Consider the following 16,828-nt stretch of genomic DNA (forward strand, 5'->3'; position numbering starts at 1 on the left):
ACCGATCATCTGTCATACCGGCTCGTTCGTGGCGCACCGTGGGTGCGACCCGGGTGGGTGTTGGTGGCGGGTCTGGTCTGGTCGCTGTTTGTTGTTTGAGATTTGCATAGTGGACGCGAGCATCTTTGTGGCCAAGTTTTTTAGGGCACACGGTGGATGCCTTGGCATCAGGAGCCGATGAAGGACGTGGGAGGCTGCGTTAAGCCCCGGGGAGTCGCCAACCAGACTTTGATCCGGGGATGTCCGAATGGGGAAACCTAGCACCAGTCATGTGGTGTTGCCTCCGCCTGAATGTATAGGGCGGTTGGTGGTAACGCGGGGAAGTGAAACATCTCAGTACCCGTAGGAAGAGAAAACAAATAGTGATTCCGTGAGTAGTGGTGAGCGAAAGCGGATCAGGCTAAACCGTAGGCGTGTGATAGCCGGCAGGCGTTGCGTTTACGGGGTTGTGGGACCCTCTGGGAGGGGCTGCCGTTCCTCCGGACAGTAAGAAATCCTTTCGATAGCCGAAGCTTCTGGGAAGTGGCGCCGTAGACCGTGAGAGTCGGGTAGGCGAAATCGGTTGGACTGTTGGAGGGGATCCCAAGTAGCACGGGGCCCGAGAAATCCTGTGTGAATCTGCCAGGACCACCTGGTAAGCCTAAATACTCCCTGATGACCGATAGTGAACAAGTACCGTGAGGGAAAGGTGAAAAGCGCCCCGGTGAGGGGTCGTGAAATAGTACCTGAAACCGTGTGCCTACAAGCCGTAGGAGCGTAAACATTCTTCGGAGTGTTTGTGATGTGACTGCGTGCCTTTTGAAGAATGAGCCTGCGAGTTATGGTGTGTGGCGAGGTTAACCCGTGTGGGGGAGCCGTAGCGAAAGCGAGTCTGAATAGGGCGTTTGAGTCGCATGCTGTAGACCCGAAGCGGAGTGATCTAGGCATGGGCAGGTTGAAGCGCGGGTAAGACCGCGTGGAGGACCGAACCCACCAGGGTTGAAAACCTGGGGGATGACCTGTGTTTAGGGGTGAAAGGCCAATCAAACTCCGTGATAGCTGGTTCTCCCCGAAATGCATTTAGGTGCAGCGTTGCGTGTTTCTTGCCGGAGGTAGAGCACTGGATGGCTAATGGGCCCGACAAGGTTACTGACGTCAGCCAAACTCCGAATGCCGGTAAGTGAGAGCGCAGCAGTGAGACTGCGGGGGATAAGCTCCGTAGTCGAGAGGGAAACAGCCCAGACCACCGACTAAGGCCCCTAAGCGTGTGCTAAGTGGGAAAGGATGTGGAGTCGCAGTGACAACCAGGAGGTTGGCTTAGAAGCAGCCATCCTTGAAAGAGTGCGTAATAGCTCACTGGTCAAGTGATTCTGCGCCGACAATGTAGCGGGGCTCAAGTACACCGCCGAAGTCGTGGCATTCACACGTATACTGAGCCTTTGTGGTTTAGGTGTGTGGATGGGTAGGGGAGCGTCGTGCGGCCGGTGAAGCAGCGGAGTGATCCAGCTGTGGAGGCTGTGCGAGTGAGAATGCAGGCATGAGTAGCGAATCAGAAGTGAGAAACTTCTGCGCCGGATGACCAAGGGTTCCTGGGGCAGGCTAATCCGCCCAGGGTAAGTCGGGACCTAAGGCGAGGCCGACAGGCGTAGTCGATGGACAACGGGTTGATATTCCCGTACCCGCTACGATGCGCCAATACTGAATCCAGTGATACTAAGGGTCCTTAACCCCTCCGAGCCTTCGGGTTTGGGGTGAGGGTGAACGCCTGGCCTGAATTGGTAGTAGGTAAGCGATGGGGTGACGCAGGAAGGTAGCCCAGCCCAGGCGATGGTAGTCCTGGGGTAAGCATGTAGGACGTGTTGTAGGCAAATCCGCAGCACATTAAGTCTGAGATGTGATGCCGAGCCGATTGTGGCGAAGTGGGTGATCCTATGCTGCCGAGAAAAGCCTCTAGTGAGTGTCGTGGCGGCCCGTACCCTAAACCGACTCAGGTGGTCAGGTAGAGAATACTAAGGCGATCGGGTGAACTGTGGTTAAGGAACTCGGCAAATTGCCCCCGTAACTTCGGGAGAAGGGGGGCCTTCGCTGGTGATGAGTTTTGCACTCTGAGCTGGTGGGGGTCGCAGAGGCCAGGGGGAAGCGACTGTTTACTAAAAACACAGGTCCGTGCGAAGTCGTAAGACGATGTATACGGACTGACGCCTGCCCGGTGCTGGAACGTTAAGGGGACCGGTTAGTCGCACGTGTGTGGCGAAGCTGAGAACTTAAGCGCCAGTAAACGGCGGTGGTAACTATAACCATCCTAAGGTAGCGAAATTCCTTGTCGGGTAAGTTCCGACCTGCACGAATGGCGTAACGACTTCCCCGCTGTCTCAACCGCAGACCCGGCGAAATTGCACTACGAGTAAAGATGCTCGTTACGCGCAGCAGGACGGAAAGACCCCGGGACCTTCACTATAGCTTGACATTGGCGTTTGGAACGTCTTGTGTAGGATAGGTGGGAGACGGTGAAGCTATCACGCTAGTGGTGGTGGAGTCATTGGTGAAATACCACTCTGGTCGTTTTGAACGTCTAACTTCGGTCCGTGATCCGGATCAGGGACAGTGTCTGGTGGGTAGTTTAACTGGGGCGGTTGCCTCCTAAAGAGTAACGGAGGCGCCCAAAGGTTCCCTCAGCCTGGTTGGCAATCAGGTGTCGAGTGTAAGTGCACAAGGGAGCTTGACTGTGAGACCGACGGGTCGAGCAGGAGCGAAAGCTGGGACTAGTGATCCGGCGGTGGCATGTGGAAGCGCCGTCGCTCAACGGCTAAAAGGTACCCCGGGGATAACAGGCTGATCTTCCCCAAGAGTCCATATCGACGGGATGGTTTGGCACCTCGATGTCGGCTCGTCGCATCCTGGGGCTGGAGTAGGTCCCAAGGGTTGGGCTGTTCGCCCATTAAAGCGGCACGCGAGCTGGGTTTAGAACGTCGCGAGACAGTTCGGTCCCTATCCGCTGCGCGCGCAGGAGACTTGAAAGGAGCTGTCCCTAGTACGAGAGGACCGGGACGGACGAACCTCTGGTGTGCCAGTTGTTCCGCCAGGAGCACGGCTGGTTGGCTACGTTCGGAAGGGATAACCGCTGAAAGCATCTAAGCGGGAAGCTCGCCTTGAGATGAGGTCTCCCACCCTGTGAGGGGGTAAGGCTCCCGGTAGACGACCGGGTTGATAGGCTGGAAGTGGAAGCGCAGTAATGTGTGGAGCTGACCAGTACTAATAGGCCGAGGACTTGACCACAAAGCAATTCTTGCTCGCGTCCACTAGGCAATTCTGAGACAGCAAACAGTGGTTTGTGTGTTTCATAGTGTTACGGCGGTTATGGCGAAGGGGAAACACCCGGTTACATTCCGAACCCGGAAGTTAAGCTCTTCAGCGCCGATGGTACTGCACCGGGGACGGTGTGGGAGAGTAGGTCGCCGCCGGACAATCTTTCATGTGAGGGCCCTCACCATTCGTGGTGGGGGCCTTCGTGTTTTCTGCCTGGAATCTGCACCGCGGGTTGGTGGGATTCTCATGTTTTCCAGGGGAGTCCCGAAACGGGGCTTACCGGGGCTCCCGCCAGTCGGTGGGAGCCTTTCTGTTTTGAGGACTTCGCGGACCGGGAGTCACGGGCCGGCCGGAGGCCACGGAACCCCGGGCTCTGTATGGAGCTCGCCGGATAGCACGGTCACCGCGTGCCCCGCCAGTTCGACCCGGTCGCCCCGCACGGTCGTGCGGACCACGCCCCCGCGCTGCGACAGCTGGGCGCCCACCAGGCTGTCGGAGCCGAGCCTGGCGGACCAGTAGGGAGCGAGCGCGCAGTGGGCGGAGCCCGTCACCGGGTCTTCGGGGACTCCGACTCGGGGGGCGAAGAAGCGGGAGACGTAGTCGGCGCCCTGTCTGGATGCCCGAGCCGTCACGATGACTCCCCGCGCCTCGACGGCCTCCAGGGCGCGGAAGTCAGGGGCCGCGGCGAGCACGGCCTCCTCGGACTCGACCTCCACGAGATAATCCCAAACATTTTTTCCTCCCCAAACAGGTTTAACTCCGAGCGCATCGATCAGCCCGCTGGGAAGGATCGTCTCTTGGAGTACTTTTGCCGGGAAATCCATGCTGATTAAACCTGATTTATCCCTGGTCACGGACAGGATTCCACTCTTCGTTGAGAATTCGAGGGTTTCTGGGGCCGTGCCCGTGGAATACAGCACATGCGCCGTGGCCAGGGTCGCATGCCCGCAGAGGGCCACTTCGGTCACCGGCGTGAACCAACGGAGCGAGTACGGACCGCCGTCCTCCGCTCCGAGCAGGAAGGCTGTCTCGGAGTGCCTCATCTCCGCCGCTACGGACTGCATCCAGGTGTCAGGGACGGGATTGCCGAGTACGCAGACCCCGGCAGGGTTACCCTTGAAAAATTCACTGGTAAACGAATCGACCGTGTAGACGAGCATGATGCGATGCTAGCGGTGCCGGAGATATCGGTTGAAGTCGAGTCAGGGGATCGGGCAAAGTCAGGGATCGGGCAAACCAGTGCGGTAGCCGTACAAAGTGGAAATAAGCGCTGGGCGTGTCGCATGGCGAACTTCAGGTCGTCGGTTACCGTCCAAGATGTAGGGACAGGCCGGGTACGGCGTGGTCCTGGCGAAAGGACGAGCCGATGGGGGCAGTGCGCAAGGTGGCAAGCTACCTTGGTCTGAGCGGGGCCGAGCATTATGACGAGTCCTACGACTACGAGGATGAGGTCGAGGGCGAGGACTGGCAGTCTGCCTCGGAGCGCGCGGCCAAGCGCTGGCACGCGATGAACGAGCCCTCACGAATCGTGATGCTGACGCCGATGAAGTACAACGACGCACCGGTCATCGGACAGCACTTCCGCGACGGTCAGACGGTCATCATGGACGTCAGCGGGATGAGCACCGCCGAGGCCACGAGGATGGTCGACTTCGTCGCCGGGTTGGCGTACGGCTGCGAGGGGCGTATCGAGCGGATCGCGGAGAAGGTCTTCCTGCTGGCTCCTGCCGAGGTGGAGATCACCAACGGGTGATTCCGCAGTGGCCTGGCCATGCGGGGCCGGAGAGATCGGCTCCGTCACAGGCTTGAGGAGGCGCGGTGCGCATGCCAGGAGCGTTCAGTCGGCCCTGGGTTCGGTGAAAACGCCTGGGGAACGGACCCGGTCAGCCCGCCCGGGGACCCCGGCGGAGCAGACGGGTGAGTTCGGCCAGGTCGGAGGCCGCTGTCTTGATCCGGCCTTCCGACTCGCGAGCGTGGTCATGCAGGGCCCACACCGCGCCCTGGGCGAGCTCTCTGAGCTCGGAGAGCTGCGTGACGACGTATTCGGCGTCCGCCCGCTCACGCCTGCGCCTGCGCCACAGCAGGTAGCCTCCCCCCGCGGCCGGTAGCAGGGCGAGCAGCGCGAGCGGGAGAACGGGAAGGACGAGCGCGACCCCCAGGATCACCGGTGCGAGGGCGAGCAGCAGGTAGGCGGCCCAGGGGCGGCCGCGGACCGGCGTTCCCTCGGCGATGATGCGCTCCTCGGCGGCGCCGAGCGATTCGGGATCCGGGCCCTCGGGGCGGAGTGTCACGCGGTGGCCGAGGATCGGCATGGTGACCGACTCAGGGGCCTCGGCCCTGGTGGCCTCGGCGAGGTTCTCGGCCGCGGCCCGCACGATGGGGGCGGCGACATGCAGCGCGATCGCGGCCAGGTGGGGATGGGAGCCCGGGCGCAGATCGCTGAGAAGGTGGTCGGTGAGCGGTCTCACCGGTCGCTCCGGGGTGCCGGAGCCCATCAGCTGGCGGAGCACGGTCAGGGGCTCGTCCTCGCTCCACACGACCGTCGTCTCGCCGGAACGGTCCGCCCGCGCGGCGTCGAGGAACGAGAGGTCACCCAGGTCGGTCCCAGCCTCGCCGCTCGCGCCGGGCGTGCTCTCGCGGACCGAGGTGATCTCGGCGCAGCGGTCGCGCAGGTGGGCCAGCCTGGCGGCGGCCTGTACGGGGACGGCGAGTTCCGGGATCTCGGCGAGCTCCGCGAAACCGGCCAGAGCCGGCGACACGACGGTCGACGGCTCGTCGGGGATCAGAGCACGCAACCACAGGTTGGGCTCGGATGCCGGGGACGCGGCCACCGCGTCGAGCCTGCGGAGAACAAAGATCTTTCCTGCCGGGCCGTACGCACCGCGGGCGGCGGCGAGCCAGAGAGCCCGCTGGCCGTGGCTCACCGGGCGGTCCAGGGACAGGTCCCCAAAGGCGCTGCCGAGCCAGGAGGCGTGGATGCGGTCGCCCTGGCCGGCGACGGCCAGGGCGAGGCAGAGGAAGAGCGCGGTCCGTCGCTCGTCGCGCTGGGCGGCGCGGGCCAGGGGTTCGAGTGCCTCTTCACCGCGCATGAGCAGCACGAGGGCCTCGATGGCCGGAGCCAGCCAGTGGTCGGACGTGTCCGCGAAACCGGCCGGCATCCCGGCGGGGACGGTGCCGATGGCCAGGTCGGTGAGGAGCGCATCGGCACAGCGGTGCAACTCTGTCCCGGCCTGCGGATTCGCGGTCAGGTCCGTGCTCAAGGCAGAGAACTCCCCGAAGTTGTGACCGATGACCGCGCCAGCGTATTGCGCTTCGGACATCCCCACGGGGAGGCGCGCCGAACATGACTTTGCCAGACGATCGCCTTGATTTTCCCAATAAAGACGATCATCTGGTGGACAGGTTACATGCGCTCGGGCACGGGGACGCCGAGAAGGCCCAGGCCGGTCTCCATGATCTTCAGGGTGAGCGCGCACAGGGCGAGCCGCGAGGCGCGGGTGGCGGCGTCGACGTCGTCCTTCAGCACCGGGCAGTTCTCGAAGAACGTGGTGAAGGCGCTCGCGGTGTCGAAGAGGTAGGAGGCCAGCTTGTGCGGTGTCGAGTTCTCCGCCGTCTCCTCGACCACCGAGCCGAACCCGAGGAGCTGGAGCGCCAGTGCGCGCTCGGCCGGGTGACCCAGCACGATGGGGCCGCCTGTCTCGGCCGGGGTCACCCCGCCCCTGCGGAAGATGGAGCGGATGCGGGCCTGGGCGTACTGCAGGTAGGGGCCGGTGTTGCCGGTCAGGGCGAGCATCCGGTCGAAGTCGAAGACGTACTCGCTGTCGTGGCTGACCGACAGGTCGGCGTACTTGACCGCGCCCATGCCGACGGCGTGTGCGATCTCCCTGCGCTCCGCCTCGTCGTACTCGCGGTCCTGGATCACCCCGGCGGCCCTGGTCTCGGCCTCGTCGAGCAGTTCCAGGAGCTTGACCGACTTCCCGCTCCTGGTCTTGAACATCTTGCCGTCGGAGCCCAGCACGCTGCCGATCTGGACGTGTTCGGCCCTGACGTGGTCGGGCAGCCAGCCCGCCAGCCTGGCCGAGTCGAACAGCATCGACATGTGCAGCGACTGGGTCGCGCCGATCACGTAGATGATCCGGTCGGCCTTGAGGTCGTCGACCCGGTAGCGGATCGTGGCCATGTCTGTGGTGGCGTAGCCGTATCCGCCGTCGCTCTTACGGATCATGAAGGGGAGCGGCTGTCCCTCGCGGCCGGTGTAGCCCGGAGGGAAGACGCAGAGCGCGCCGTCGCTGAGAACGGCGATGCCGCGCTCCTGCAGCTCGTCGCAGACCTGGGCGAGGACATGGTTGTACATGCTCTCACCGGCGATGTCATCGTTGGTCAGCGTCACGCCGAGCGTGACGTAGACCTTGTTGAAGTAGCGGAGCGTGGCGTCCATGAAGATGTGCCACAGGCGCATCGTCTCGGGCTCCTCGGCCTGCAGGGTGACGACCCGGGCGCGGGCGCGGGCGTTGAACTCGGGGTCGGTGTCGAACTTCACCCGGGCCGCCTGGTAGTAGGCGTTGCCCTCGCCGGCCTCCAGCTGGGCGACGGCGGCCTCTTCGCCGATATCCAGCAGGTGCTCGATGAGCATGCCGAACGGCGTGCCCCAGTCGCCCAGGTGGTTCTGGCGGATGACCCTGTTGCCCAGGTGTTCGTGGACCCGGGCGAGCGCGTCACCCACGATCGTCGTGCGCAGATGGCCGACGTGCATCTCCTTGGCCGCGTTGGGCGCGGAGTAGTCGATCACGATGGTCTGCGGGGAGGCGGACACACCGGCTCCGGCGCGCGGGTCGGCGAGGATCTCCGAGACCTGTGCCGAGATCCAGGCGTCGGAGAGGGTCAGGTTGAGGAAACCGGGGCCGCTGACCTCGACGGTGCCGGGGAACGGGGCGTCGGCCCGCCCGGTGAGGTGCTCGGCGATCTCCTGGGCGACCTCCCGCGGGGCCCGTCGCAGTCGCTTGCTCAGACTCATCGCCACGTTCGCCTGGTAGTCGGCGAACTGCGAGGGGCGGATCAGCGGGTCTGCGTCGGAGTATTCGGCACCAAAGGCGTCGGCCAGCGCCTGCTGGACGCGCTCGGTGAGTGCGAATTGCGGGTCGGTCATGTTCCAAGGGTAGCGGTTGACCAATCCTGAACCGATTGGACATCACCCTGGCCGATCCCGTACGGCGGGATCGCATAACCGCGAAGACGCCGGTCAGCACGGCCCCCGCGGCGCCGCCGAGCCCGGTCGCGACTCCACCGGCGGCACGTTCGCGGCATGTCGCCGGAGGTGGTGTGGGCGGGGGTGGTGAGGCGCTCGCCGGTTTCGCGACACGTCACCAGAGGCGGTGTGGGCGGGGGATGGTGGCGAGGCGCTCGCCGATACGGTGCACCACGCCCTCATGGGCCAGCTTGGCCGCGAGCACGCAGGCGGCGCTCACCCCTTTGGCGTGTGAGGCGCCGTGCGCGATGACCACGGTGCCGTTCAGCCCGAGCAGCACGGCCCCGCCGTGGACCTCGGGGTCGAGCCGCCGGTAGAGCTCCCTGATGCGCCTCTTCTGCAGCAGGCCGCCCACCCTGGCCGTCCGGCTCTCCTTGATCGTCTCACGGAGTTCGGCGAAGGCGTAGCGGACGCTGCCCTCCATGGTCTTGAGTGCCACGTTGCCGGTGAATCCGTCGGTGACGATGACATCCACGGTACGGGTGAGCAGGTCGTGGCCCTCGACGTTGCCCGAGAAGTCGAGGCCGGGGGCGGCCGACAGTAGTTCGTGGGCACGTTTGACGAGCTTGTTGCCCTTCTCCGGCTCGCTGCCGATGGTCAGCAGGCCGATCCGGGGATTCTCGATGCCCATGGCCGTCTCGGCGTAGGCGGCGCCGAGGTGTGCGAACTGCACCAGCATCTCGGCTTTGACCTCGGCGTTCGCCCCGGCGTCCAGCAGGACGGTCGGGGTGGGTCTGGTCGGCAGGGCGACGGCGATGGCGGGCCTGAGCACGCCGGGCTGGCCGCGGAGCCGGAGTTTTCCGGTGGCCACGATCCCGGCGGTGGAACCGGCGGAGACCACGGCGCAGGCGTCACCCCGCCGGACGAGGTGGCAGGCGACGGCGATGCTGGAGCGCGGGCGGCGCAGGCTGGCGAGGGCACCCTCGTCCATGGCCAGAGCCTCCTCGGCCCTGACGATCGGGATCTCGGTGGTCGCGTCATGCCGGGAGAGCGCCTCATACAGGGGGCGGGGGGCGCCGACGAGCACGATGGAGATCCCGTGCTCTCGCACCGCCCGTACGGCTCCCGCCACGATCTCGTCGGGGGCGTGGTCGCCGCCCATCGCGTCAAGGGCGATAGGCATGGCGCCGGGAGCGTCGGTCTCAGGCAAGCGGTCACCTCGTGCGGGATGGTTTGTCCGCATCGTAGGCGGGCCTGGGACCGGCATGTTCCGTTGGGGTGTTCAGGGAGTTCCGGGGAGATTCCAGTCGGTGCTCTCCCGGGAAACGATGATCTTTCCGAAGGTGGCCCGGCCGACGACCCGGATGACGGGAGAGCCCTCGCCGCCCCGACGGTCGGCGTGCTCGACGCTGGTCAGGCGGCCGGTGGCGAGCGCCTCACCCAGCACCGCGGCCACGTGGTCGCGGTCGGCGTCGGAGGCGCGCAGGACGGGGTCATGAGACGTCATGACGCGAGTGTACGACTACTCAAGATATATCGCGAGACTCGTCCATTGCCTGTGGCGGCGGGGAAACCGGCTGGTCTCCCCGCCGTCTCAGCGGCCCGGGCGTCGCACGGAGGTGCGGCGGGCGATCTCAGCTTGGAGTCTGGCCATCTGCCAGTGCAGCTCGATGAGCTGCTCGGTGAGCTGGAGACGCGGAATCTCTGATGGGTCCTCGACGGACAGGTGGTCGATCGCGGTGGACAGCTCTCGCATCGCGCGCCCCCACTCCATGACGGCTTCCTTGGATCGAAACAACGTTCGAATCATACCGGAACACCGAACACGCTGTCAGTCCATTGCCTCCTGTGTCACGCCTCCTTGGCTAGTTCTCGTACTCGGGGATGATGTATCCGCGGGCCAAGGTGTGGACGGTGATGTTGAAACCCAGCACGGCAGCCGAGGTGCCGGCGTCGAGGCCGAGTTTCTCCACGTCGAGGGCGTGCACCGCGAAGATGTAGCGGTGCGGGTACCCGGGGGGCGGTGCGGCGCCGCCGTAGGCGTTGATGCCGTAGTCGTTTCGGCCGTGCACGCCCACGCCGCCGTCACCGGCCCCCGCGCCGGCGGGCAGCTCGGTCACGTCCGCGGGGATGTCGAACAGCAGCCAGTGCCAGAACCCGCTGCCGGTGGGCGCATCGGGGTCGAAGCACGTCACGGCGTAGCCGAGGGTGCCCTCAGGCGCGCCGGACCAGCGCAGGTGAGGCGAGACGTTCTGGCCGTTGAATCCCCAGTCGTTGAACACCTGGGCCTTGGCCAGGCGCTCGCCGTCGCGCACGTCGTCGCTTTCGACGGTCAGAGTGGGAACCTGGGGCAGGAAGTCGTACGGAATCGGTGGCCGGGTGGACACGATTCACCTCCGATGGGAGCGTCTTGTCGGTCGCTCCTCATCTTGCCCGGCGATCAGCCCTTGTTGTATGCGGCGAGGACCGTCTGCGGGTCGCCGTCCATCTTGATTTTGCCCTTGTGCAGCCAGATGACCCGGTTGCAGGTCTCCTCGATCACGTCGAGGTTGTGGGCGACCAGGAAGACGGTGCCGGCCTCGTCGCGCATCTTCTTGATCCGGTCCTGACTCTTGCGCCGGAACTCGCGGTCGCCGGTGGCCAGTGCCTCGTCGATGAGCAGCACGTCGTGGGACCTGGCCGAGGCGATGGCGAAGCGGAGCCTGGCGCCCATGCCCGAGGAGTAGGTGGACATGGGGAACTGCACGAACTCCCCGATGCCGGAGAAGTCGACGATGTCGTCGTACTTCTCCTTGACCTGCGCGGGGTTCATGCCCATCGCGTAGCAGCCGAGCACGATGTTGCGCTCGCCGGTGAGCTCGCGCATCAGCGCGGCGTTGACACCGAGCAGGGAGGGCTGGCCGTTGGTGTAGACGGCGCCGGAATGCGGGGGCAGGAGCCCGGCGATGGCGCGCAGCATGGTGGACTTGCCGGAGCCGTTGCGGCCGACGATGCCGATGGCGTCGCCGTGACGGGCCACGAAGGACACGCCGCGCACGGCGTGGACCTCTTTCATCTGCGGCCGTCCCTGGCGCTTGACGAGGCGCATCAGGGCGTTGACGGCGTTGCCCTTCTCCACGTCGCTGGCCGCGCCGTAGACCCGGTAGATGATGTGCAGGTCGTCCACGATGACCGTGGGGGTGCCCTCCCGGGCGTCCTTGACGGGTTCGGGGTTGGGATGCACCCTGACGTCCGTGCCGGGCACGGCGGGCTCCTCGGCCTTCACTCCGGACAGCTCCTCGGTCAACTCAGCCACGGCCGTACTTCTCCTCGGCTCGCCAGAAGTACCAGAAGCCGCCGAGCAGAGCGAACACTGCCCAGAATACGCAGACCGCCCAGATGTAGGGCCGGGCCGGGTGGGTCTGCATGAGCAGGTCCCGCATGAGCTCGATGTACGCGGCGGCCGGGTTGAAGTACATGATGTCGGCGACCCACTGGGGGAGACCGGCGCCGTCGGGGCCCACCACCCTGTCCTCGATGGAGAAGAAGACGCCGGAGGCGTAGAGCCAGGTGCGCATGATGAAGGGCAGCAGCTGGTTCAGGTCGCGGGCGGTGGAGCCGAACCGGGCCAGCACCAGGCTGGCGCCGATGTTGAACATGGTCTGCAGCGCCAGGGCGACCGGGATCAGCAGCCACAGGAGGGTGACGGGCTCCTGGGTGAGCAGCACCAGGCCGAGCAGCACGCCCATGGAGATCAGGAGCTGCTGGAACTCCTGGATCGTGTAGGCCAGCGGGAGCGCGGCGCGCGGGAAGTGCAGGGCCCGGATCAGTGACAGGTTGCCGGAGATCGCTTTGGCGCCGCCGCTCACCGAGCGCTGCGTGTAGGTGAAGACGAACATCCCGGTGATGAGGAAGGCCGGGTAGTTCTCGATGTCCTTGCTCGCGCCCAGGATCACGCCGAACATCAGGAAGTAGATCGCGGCGTTCAGCAGTGGGGTGAGGACCTGCCAGAGCTGGCCCAGGGCTGAGTTGCTGTACTTCGAGACGTTGCGCGAGGTCGCGTACGTCATGACGAAATGCCGTCGTTCCCACAGCTGGCGTAGGTAGACGGGCAGACTCGGGCGTGCGATGGCACGCCGAAGTCCGTAACGCGCGGCGAGCTTGGCCAGCGGCTCTGGGGTGCCGTTACTCGGGCCGCCCGCCTGGGCGTCCGCGATCGCGGATTCCGGCTGGCTCATGGCAAGGACTCTATTGGATGTGGGTGGATGAAGCGCCTGCGGCGGTGTCCCGCCGCACACATTGGACGGGATCTCCGGGAAAGAGGTTCCAGGGCAATTGTGTGTTTTGCCGGTGAGCGACCTGCTCTTTCGCGCCCCGGCCAGAGTGGGCCCAGCTCAGGGGCGTGAAAAGGCAATGGATGCGAGCACTCCCGGCGTGGGGGTAGTTTGACGTGACCGTTCATGTCCCACATATCCCTACATGTCACCTTTAGGAGCATTCGGGATCTTGGCCTCGTCGAGTTGGTAGACGTATAACGCCGAACCGGTTCATGCGTGACCGAACTGCAACATCACCGATGTGAATCGATGTGGAGCGGTAAGGAGCAGCCGCGACCGATCGGTGTGGCGTCAGCACCCGGACCGGAGTGGCGGGAGGCGGGAACCACAAGATCCTCCTTCGTGCTGCTCGGGTTACGGATCTCAGTGTCGACGCGGGCCTGAAGAAGGAGGATCCACCTCAATGCGCGTTACCAAGGGTGCGCGGCTCGCCGCCGGCACCGCGCTACTCGCCCTCGCGCCGGCCGCGTGCGGCGGTTCGACGTCCTCGGGCAGCGGGACGGCCTCGGCCGACCTGCCGGTGCGGATGGAACTCGGCGAGCCGCAGAAGCTCTTCTACCCCGGTGACACCGTCGAGTCCGAGGGCGCTGAGGTCATGGCCGCGGTCTTCGCGCCGCTGGTCGGCTACGACGAGAACAAGCAGGTCGTGGACGAGGTCGCCGAGTCGATCGAGTCGAAGGACAACAGGGTATGGACGATCAAGCTCAAGCCCGGCTACACCTGGCACAACGGTGAGAAGCTGATCGCGCAGAACTACGTCGACGCGTGGAACTACGCCGCCGACCAGGACAACGCGCAGGGCGCCAACGGCTTCTTCAGCCGGATCGACGGCTGGGCCGACCTGAACCCGGGTGAGGGCCGGACCGTCTCCACGAAGGAGATGAAGGGCCTGAAGGTCGTCGACGAGAGCACCTTCACCGTCACCCTCGCCAAGCCGTTCTCGCAGTTCAAGACGATGCTGGGCTACACGGCGTTCTACCCGCTGCCCACGGTGGCCTTCGGCGGCGACGGAAAGATCACCGAGGCGTACGCCAAGAAGCCGATCGGCCAGGGCTACTTCCAGTTCGACAAGCCGTTCAACAAGGGCACCGACCAGTCGATCGACCTCACCCGATACGACAAGTTCCCCGGGACGAAGCCGAAGTTCACCAAGCTCCGGTTCAAGCTCTACACGAGCTCGGAGACCGCGTTCAACGACCTGGCCGCGGGCAACCTCGACATCCACGACTCGCTGCCCCCGTCCGCGATCGCCAGGGCCAAGTCGGAGTTCGGCGAGCGCTACCTGGACGAGGCGGACGCCGGTGTCGCCTACATCGGCTTCCCCATGCAGTACAACAAGACGTACGCGAACGTGAAGGTCCGCGAGGCCATCTCCATGGCCATCGACCGCGAGACCATCGCCGACAAGGTCTTCTCCGGCACGCGTGCCCCGGCGGACGACTTCATCAACCCGCTGCTCGACGGATACCGCCCCGGCGCCTGCGCGGTCTGCGTCTACGACCCGGCCAAGGCCCAGGAGCAGTACACCGCGGGCAACGGCCCCAAGACCCTGGAGCTGGGTTACAACTCCGACGGTCCGCACAAGGAGTGGATCGAGGCCGTCGCCAACAGCCTCCGCGCCAACCTGGACGTCGAGGTGACGGTCAAGCCGTTCGAGAAGTTCGCCGCGATTCTCGACGAGCTCGACCAGAAGACCTACGGTGGCATGTTCCGCATGGGCTGGGCGATCGACTACCCCTCGGCGGAGAACTACCTGACCCCGCTCTTCTCCACCGTCGAGATCAAGACCGGTTCCAACTACGCCGGCTGGTCGAACAAGGAGTTCGACGAGCTCCTCGCCAAGGGCGACTCCGCCGCGACGCGGGAGGAGGGCCTGAAGTTCTACCAGCAGGCCGACGACATCCTGATCAGGGAAATGCCCTACATCCCGGTGTACTTCTACCGGACCAACGCCGCGTTCTCCCAGAACGTCAAGGGCGTCAAGATCGACCTGCTCAACCAGATCAAGTGGACCGAGGTCGAGAAGGCCGGCTGACGACCGGCTGACGACCGGCTGACGACCGGCTGAGGGTCGGGCGGGAGCCCGGCCCCACCGGCGACCCGGGAACGATCTCACCGCAAAGGAAGCGATTCCCCTGCCGGGTGAACCCGGCAGTCCTCTCGCCAGAGCTTATGAACCGTTACATTCTCAGACGCCTGATCCAGGCGATACCAGTCCTGCTGGGCGCCACCCTGCTCATCTACGCCATCGTCTTCGCGCTGCCCGGTGACCCCATCGCGGCGTCGGCGGGCGAGAAGCGGATGGACCCCAACATCGTCGACGTCCTGCGCGAGCAGTACCACCTGAACGATCCGTTCCTGGTGCAGTACTGGTACTACATCGTCGGCCTGCTGGGCGGCGACTTCGGCACCACCTTCGCCGGTGTCGGGGTCGGCGACATCATGGCGGGAAAGTTCCAGGTGACCATCAACCTGGCGGTGACCGCCCTGGTGATGGAGGCGGTCATCGGCGTGGGCCTCGGCCTGTACGCGGCGCTGCGCCACGGCAGGGCCGGTGACTCGCTGATCCTCGCTGCCACGCTGGTGCTGATCTCGGTGCCCGTCCTGGTCACCGGCTTCGTGCTCCAGTTGCTGCTGGGCGTGAAGCTCAAGCAGGCCGGGATCGATCTCTTCCCCGTCGCGGGCGTGTCCGAGGGCTGGCGCGGCTACCTGCTGCCCGGCTTCGTGCTCGCCGGGACGTCGATCGCCTATCTCACCCGGCTCACCAGGAACAGCCTGGTGGAGATCCTGCGCGCCGACTACATTCGCACCGCGGTGGCCAAGGGCCTGCCCAGAAGCCGGGTCGTCGGCCGGCACGCGCTGCGCAACGCGCTGATCCCGCTGATCACCTACCTCGGCGCCGACCTCGGCGCGTTGATGGGCGGTGCGGTGATCACTGAGACGATCTTCAACCTGCCGGGAATCGGCCAGCAGCTGTTCAGCTCGGTCTACCTGCGCGAGCAGCCGGTGGTCGTCGGCATCGTGACGGTGCTGGTGCTGATCTACATCCTGGCCAACCTGGTCGTCGACCTGCTCTACGCCGTGCTCGACCCGAGGATCCGCTATGAGTGACACCCTTGCCCCGGCGGACAGGCCCAGGGACGGTGGAGCGGAACGGGGCGCGAGAGCGTCCAGGCCGCCCAAGGGCGCGAGCCTGTGGACCGATGCCTGGTACGACCTGCGACGCCGGCCGCTCTTCATCGGTTCGGCGATCCTCATCGGCGTCCTGGTCGCCATGGCCGTCTTCCCCTCGCTGTTCACCTCGGTGAACCCGTTCGACGCCGCGACCTGCGATCTGGCCCAGGCCAGGCAGGGCATGAGCGCCGTTCACTGGTTCGGCACCGACAACCTCGGCTGCGACGTCTACTCCCGAGCCGTCTACGGTGCCCGCAACTCGATGGTGGTCGGCCTGAGCACCACGGTCGTCACCGCGCTGGTGGGCGGTCTGCTCGGCCTCCTCGCCGGGTTCAGGGGCGGTGCGCTGGACACGCTGCTCTCCCGGATCACGGAGATCTTCTTCGCGATCCCGTCGATCCTCGGCGCCCTGCTCATCCTGGCGATCTTCCGTACCGGCAACGTGTGGACGGTCATGCTCGCGCTGGCGGTGCTGGCCTGGCCGATGACGTACCGGATCATGCGGGCGGCGGTGATCACCGCCAAGGGGCAGGACTACGTGCTCGCGGCGCGGGCGCTCGGCGCCTCCGAACCGAGGATCATGTTCCGGCACATCCTGCCGAACGCGGTCGCCTCGGTGATCGTGGTCGCCACGATCAACCTGGGCACTTTCATCGCCGCCGAGGCAGGCCTGTCGTTCCTCGGGGTGGGCCTGCGCTCACCCGACATCTCGTGGGGGCTCATGATCTCCGACGCCAGGGAGCGTTTCCTGGAGGCCCCGTGGCCGCTGCTGTTCCCGGCGCTGTTCCTGAGCCTGACGGTGCTGGCCTTCATCATGCTGGGCGACGCCGTCCGCGACGCCCTCGACCCGAAGCTGCGGTAGGGGGAC

Annotated in this window: 13 protein-coding genes and 2 rRNA genes; 6 read left to right on the plus strand and 9 right to left on the minus strand. The window is 65.3% G+C overall.

Going from position 1 to position 16,828, the window contains the following annotated elements; all coding sequences use genetic code 11:
- Positions 1-129 precede the first annotated feature (129 nt).
- Positions 130-3,255: ribosomal RNA gene (locus tag OIE13_RS33325) — 23S ribosomal RNA — on the plus strand.
- Positions 3,256-3,326: 71 nt separating this feature from the next.
- A 5S ribosomal RNA gene (gene rrf / locus OIE13_RS33330) occupies positions 3,327-3,443 on the plus strand.
- A gap of 180 nt (positions 3,444-3,623) precedes the next feature.
- Here rrf and OIE13_RS33335 read toward each other — a convergent pair.
- Entirely contained in the window at positions 3,624-4,445 is an 822-nt protein-coding gene (locus OIE13_RS33335; protein WP_326645563.1) for a PhzF family phenazine biosynthesis protein, read from the minus strand.
- Positions 4,446-4,651: 206 nt separating this feature from the next.
- Between OIE13_RS33335 and OIE13_RS33340 the strand changes: the two genes are divergently transcribed.
- Positions 4,652-5,038 (plus strand): cell division protein SepF, encoded by a 387-nt coding sequence (locus tag OIE13_RS33340; RefSeq protein WP_326829198.1) that lies wholly within the window; start codon positions 4,652-4,654, stop codon positions 5,036-5,038.
- A 130-nt stretch (positions 5,039-5,168) separates the two neighbouring features.
- Here OIE13_RS33340 and OIE13_RS33345 read toward each other — a convergent pair whose 3' ends face one another.
- From OIE13_RS33345 to OIE13_RS33380, 8 genes are all read right to left on the minus strand, one after another.
- A complete protein-coding gene (locus OIE13_RS33345) occupies positions 5,169-6,545 on the minus strand; it encodes a hypothetical protein (protein ID WP_326645559.1) in 1,377 nt (458 codons plus the stop codon).
- Positions 6,546-6,688: 143 nt separating this feature from the next.
- On the minus strand, positions 6,689-8,431 hold the full coding sequence (argS, locus tag OIE13_RS33350) for an arginine--tRNA ligase (protein WP_326645558.1): 1,743 nt from the start codon (positions 8,429-8,431) through the stop codon (positions 6,689-6,691).
- A 214-nt stretch (positions 8,432-8,645) separates the two neighbouring features.
- Entirely contained in the window at positions 8,646-9,653 is a 1,008-nt protein-coding gene (plsX, locus tag OIE13_RS33355) for a phosphate acyltransferase PlsX (RefSeq protein ID WP_326646917.1), read from the minus strand.
- Positions 9,654-9,752: 99 nt separating this feature from the next.
- Positions 9,753-9,977, minus strand: a complete 225-nt coding sequence (locus OIE13_RS33360; RefSeq protein ID WP_326645556.1) for a DUF1707 SHOCT-like domain-containing protein — start codon at positions 9,975-9,977, stop codon at positions 9,753-9,755.
- 87 nt (positions 9,978-10,064) lie between these two features.
- Positions 10,065-10,268 carry a hypothetical protein gene (locus OIE13_RS33365; protein ID WP_326645554.1) on the minus strand — a complete coding sequence of 68 codons (204 nt, stop codon included), beginning with the start codon at positions 10,266-10,268 and terminating at the stop codon, positions 10,065-10,067.
- A gap of 67 nt (positions 10,269-10,335) precedes the next feature.
- On the minus strand, positions 10,336-10,857 hold the full coding sequence (locus OIE13_RS33370; RefSeq protein ID WP_326645553.1) for a YbhB/YbcL family Raf kinase inhibitor-like protein: 522 nt from the start codon (positions 10,855-10,857) through the stop codon (positions 10,336-10,338).
- Between the two features lie 53 nt (positions 10,858-10,910).
- Positions 10,911-11,765, minus strand: a complete 855-nt coding sequence (locus OIE13_RS33375) for an ABC transporter ATP-binding protein (RefSeq protein WP_326645551.1) — start codon at positions 11,763-11,765, stop codon at positions 10,911-10,913.
- Positions 11,758-12,687 carry an ABC transporter permease gene (locus OIE13_RS33380; RefSeq protein WP_326645549.1) on the minus strand — a complete coding sequence of 310 codons (930 nt, stop codon included), beginning with the start codon at positions 12,685-12,687 and terminating at the stop codon, positions 11,758-11,760. Before OIE13_RS33380 ends, OIE13_RS33375 begins: the two co-directional genes overlap by 8 nt.
- Positions 12,688-13,189: 502 nt before the next feature.
- Here OIE13_RS33380 and OIE13_RS33385 point away from each other — a divergent pair.
- From OIE13_RS33385 to OIE13_RS33395, 3 genes are all read left to right on the plus strand, one after another.
- Positions 13,190-14,821, plus strand: coding sequence for a peptide ABC transporter substrate-binding protein (locus tag OIE13_RS33385; protein ID WP_326645548.1), 1,632 nt, complete (start codon positions 13,190-13,192; stop codon positions 14,819-14,821).
- Positions 14,822-14,958: 137 nt separating this feature from the next.
- Positions 14,959-15,897 (plus strand): ABC transporter permease, encoded by a 939-nt coding sequence (locus OIE13_RS33390; protein ID WP_326645546.1) that lies wholly within the window; start codon positions 14,959-14,961, stop codon positions 15,895-15,897.
- Positions 15,890-16,822 carry an ABC transporter permease gene (locus OIE13_RS33395; protein WP_326645544.1) on the plus strand — a complete coding sequence of 311 codons (933 nt, stop codon included), beginning with the start codon at positions 15,890-15,892 and terminating at the stop codon, positions 16,820-16,822. The genes OIE13_RS33390 and OIE13_RS33395 overlap by 8 nt, the downstream gene beginning before the upstream one ends.
- Positions 16,823-16,828 lie beyond the last annotated feature (6 nt).

Source organism: Streptosporangium sp. NBC_01810 (genome assembly GCF_035917355.1).
Lineage (GTDB): Bacteria > Actinomycetota > Actinomycetes > Streptosporangiales > Streptosporangiaceae > Streptosporangium.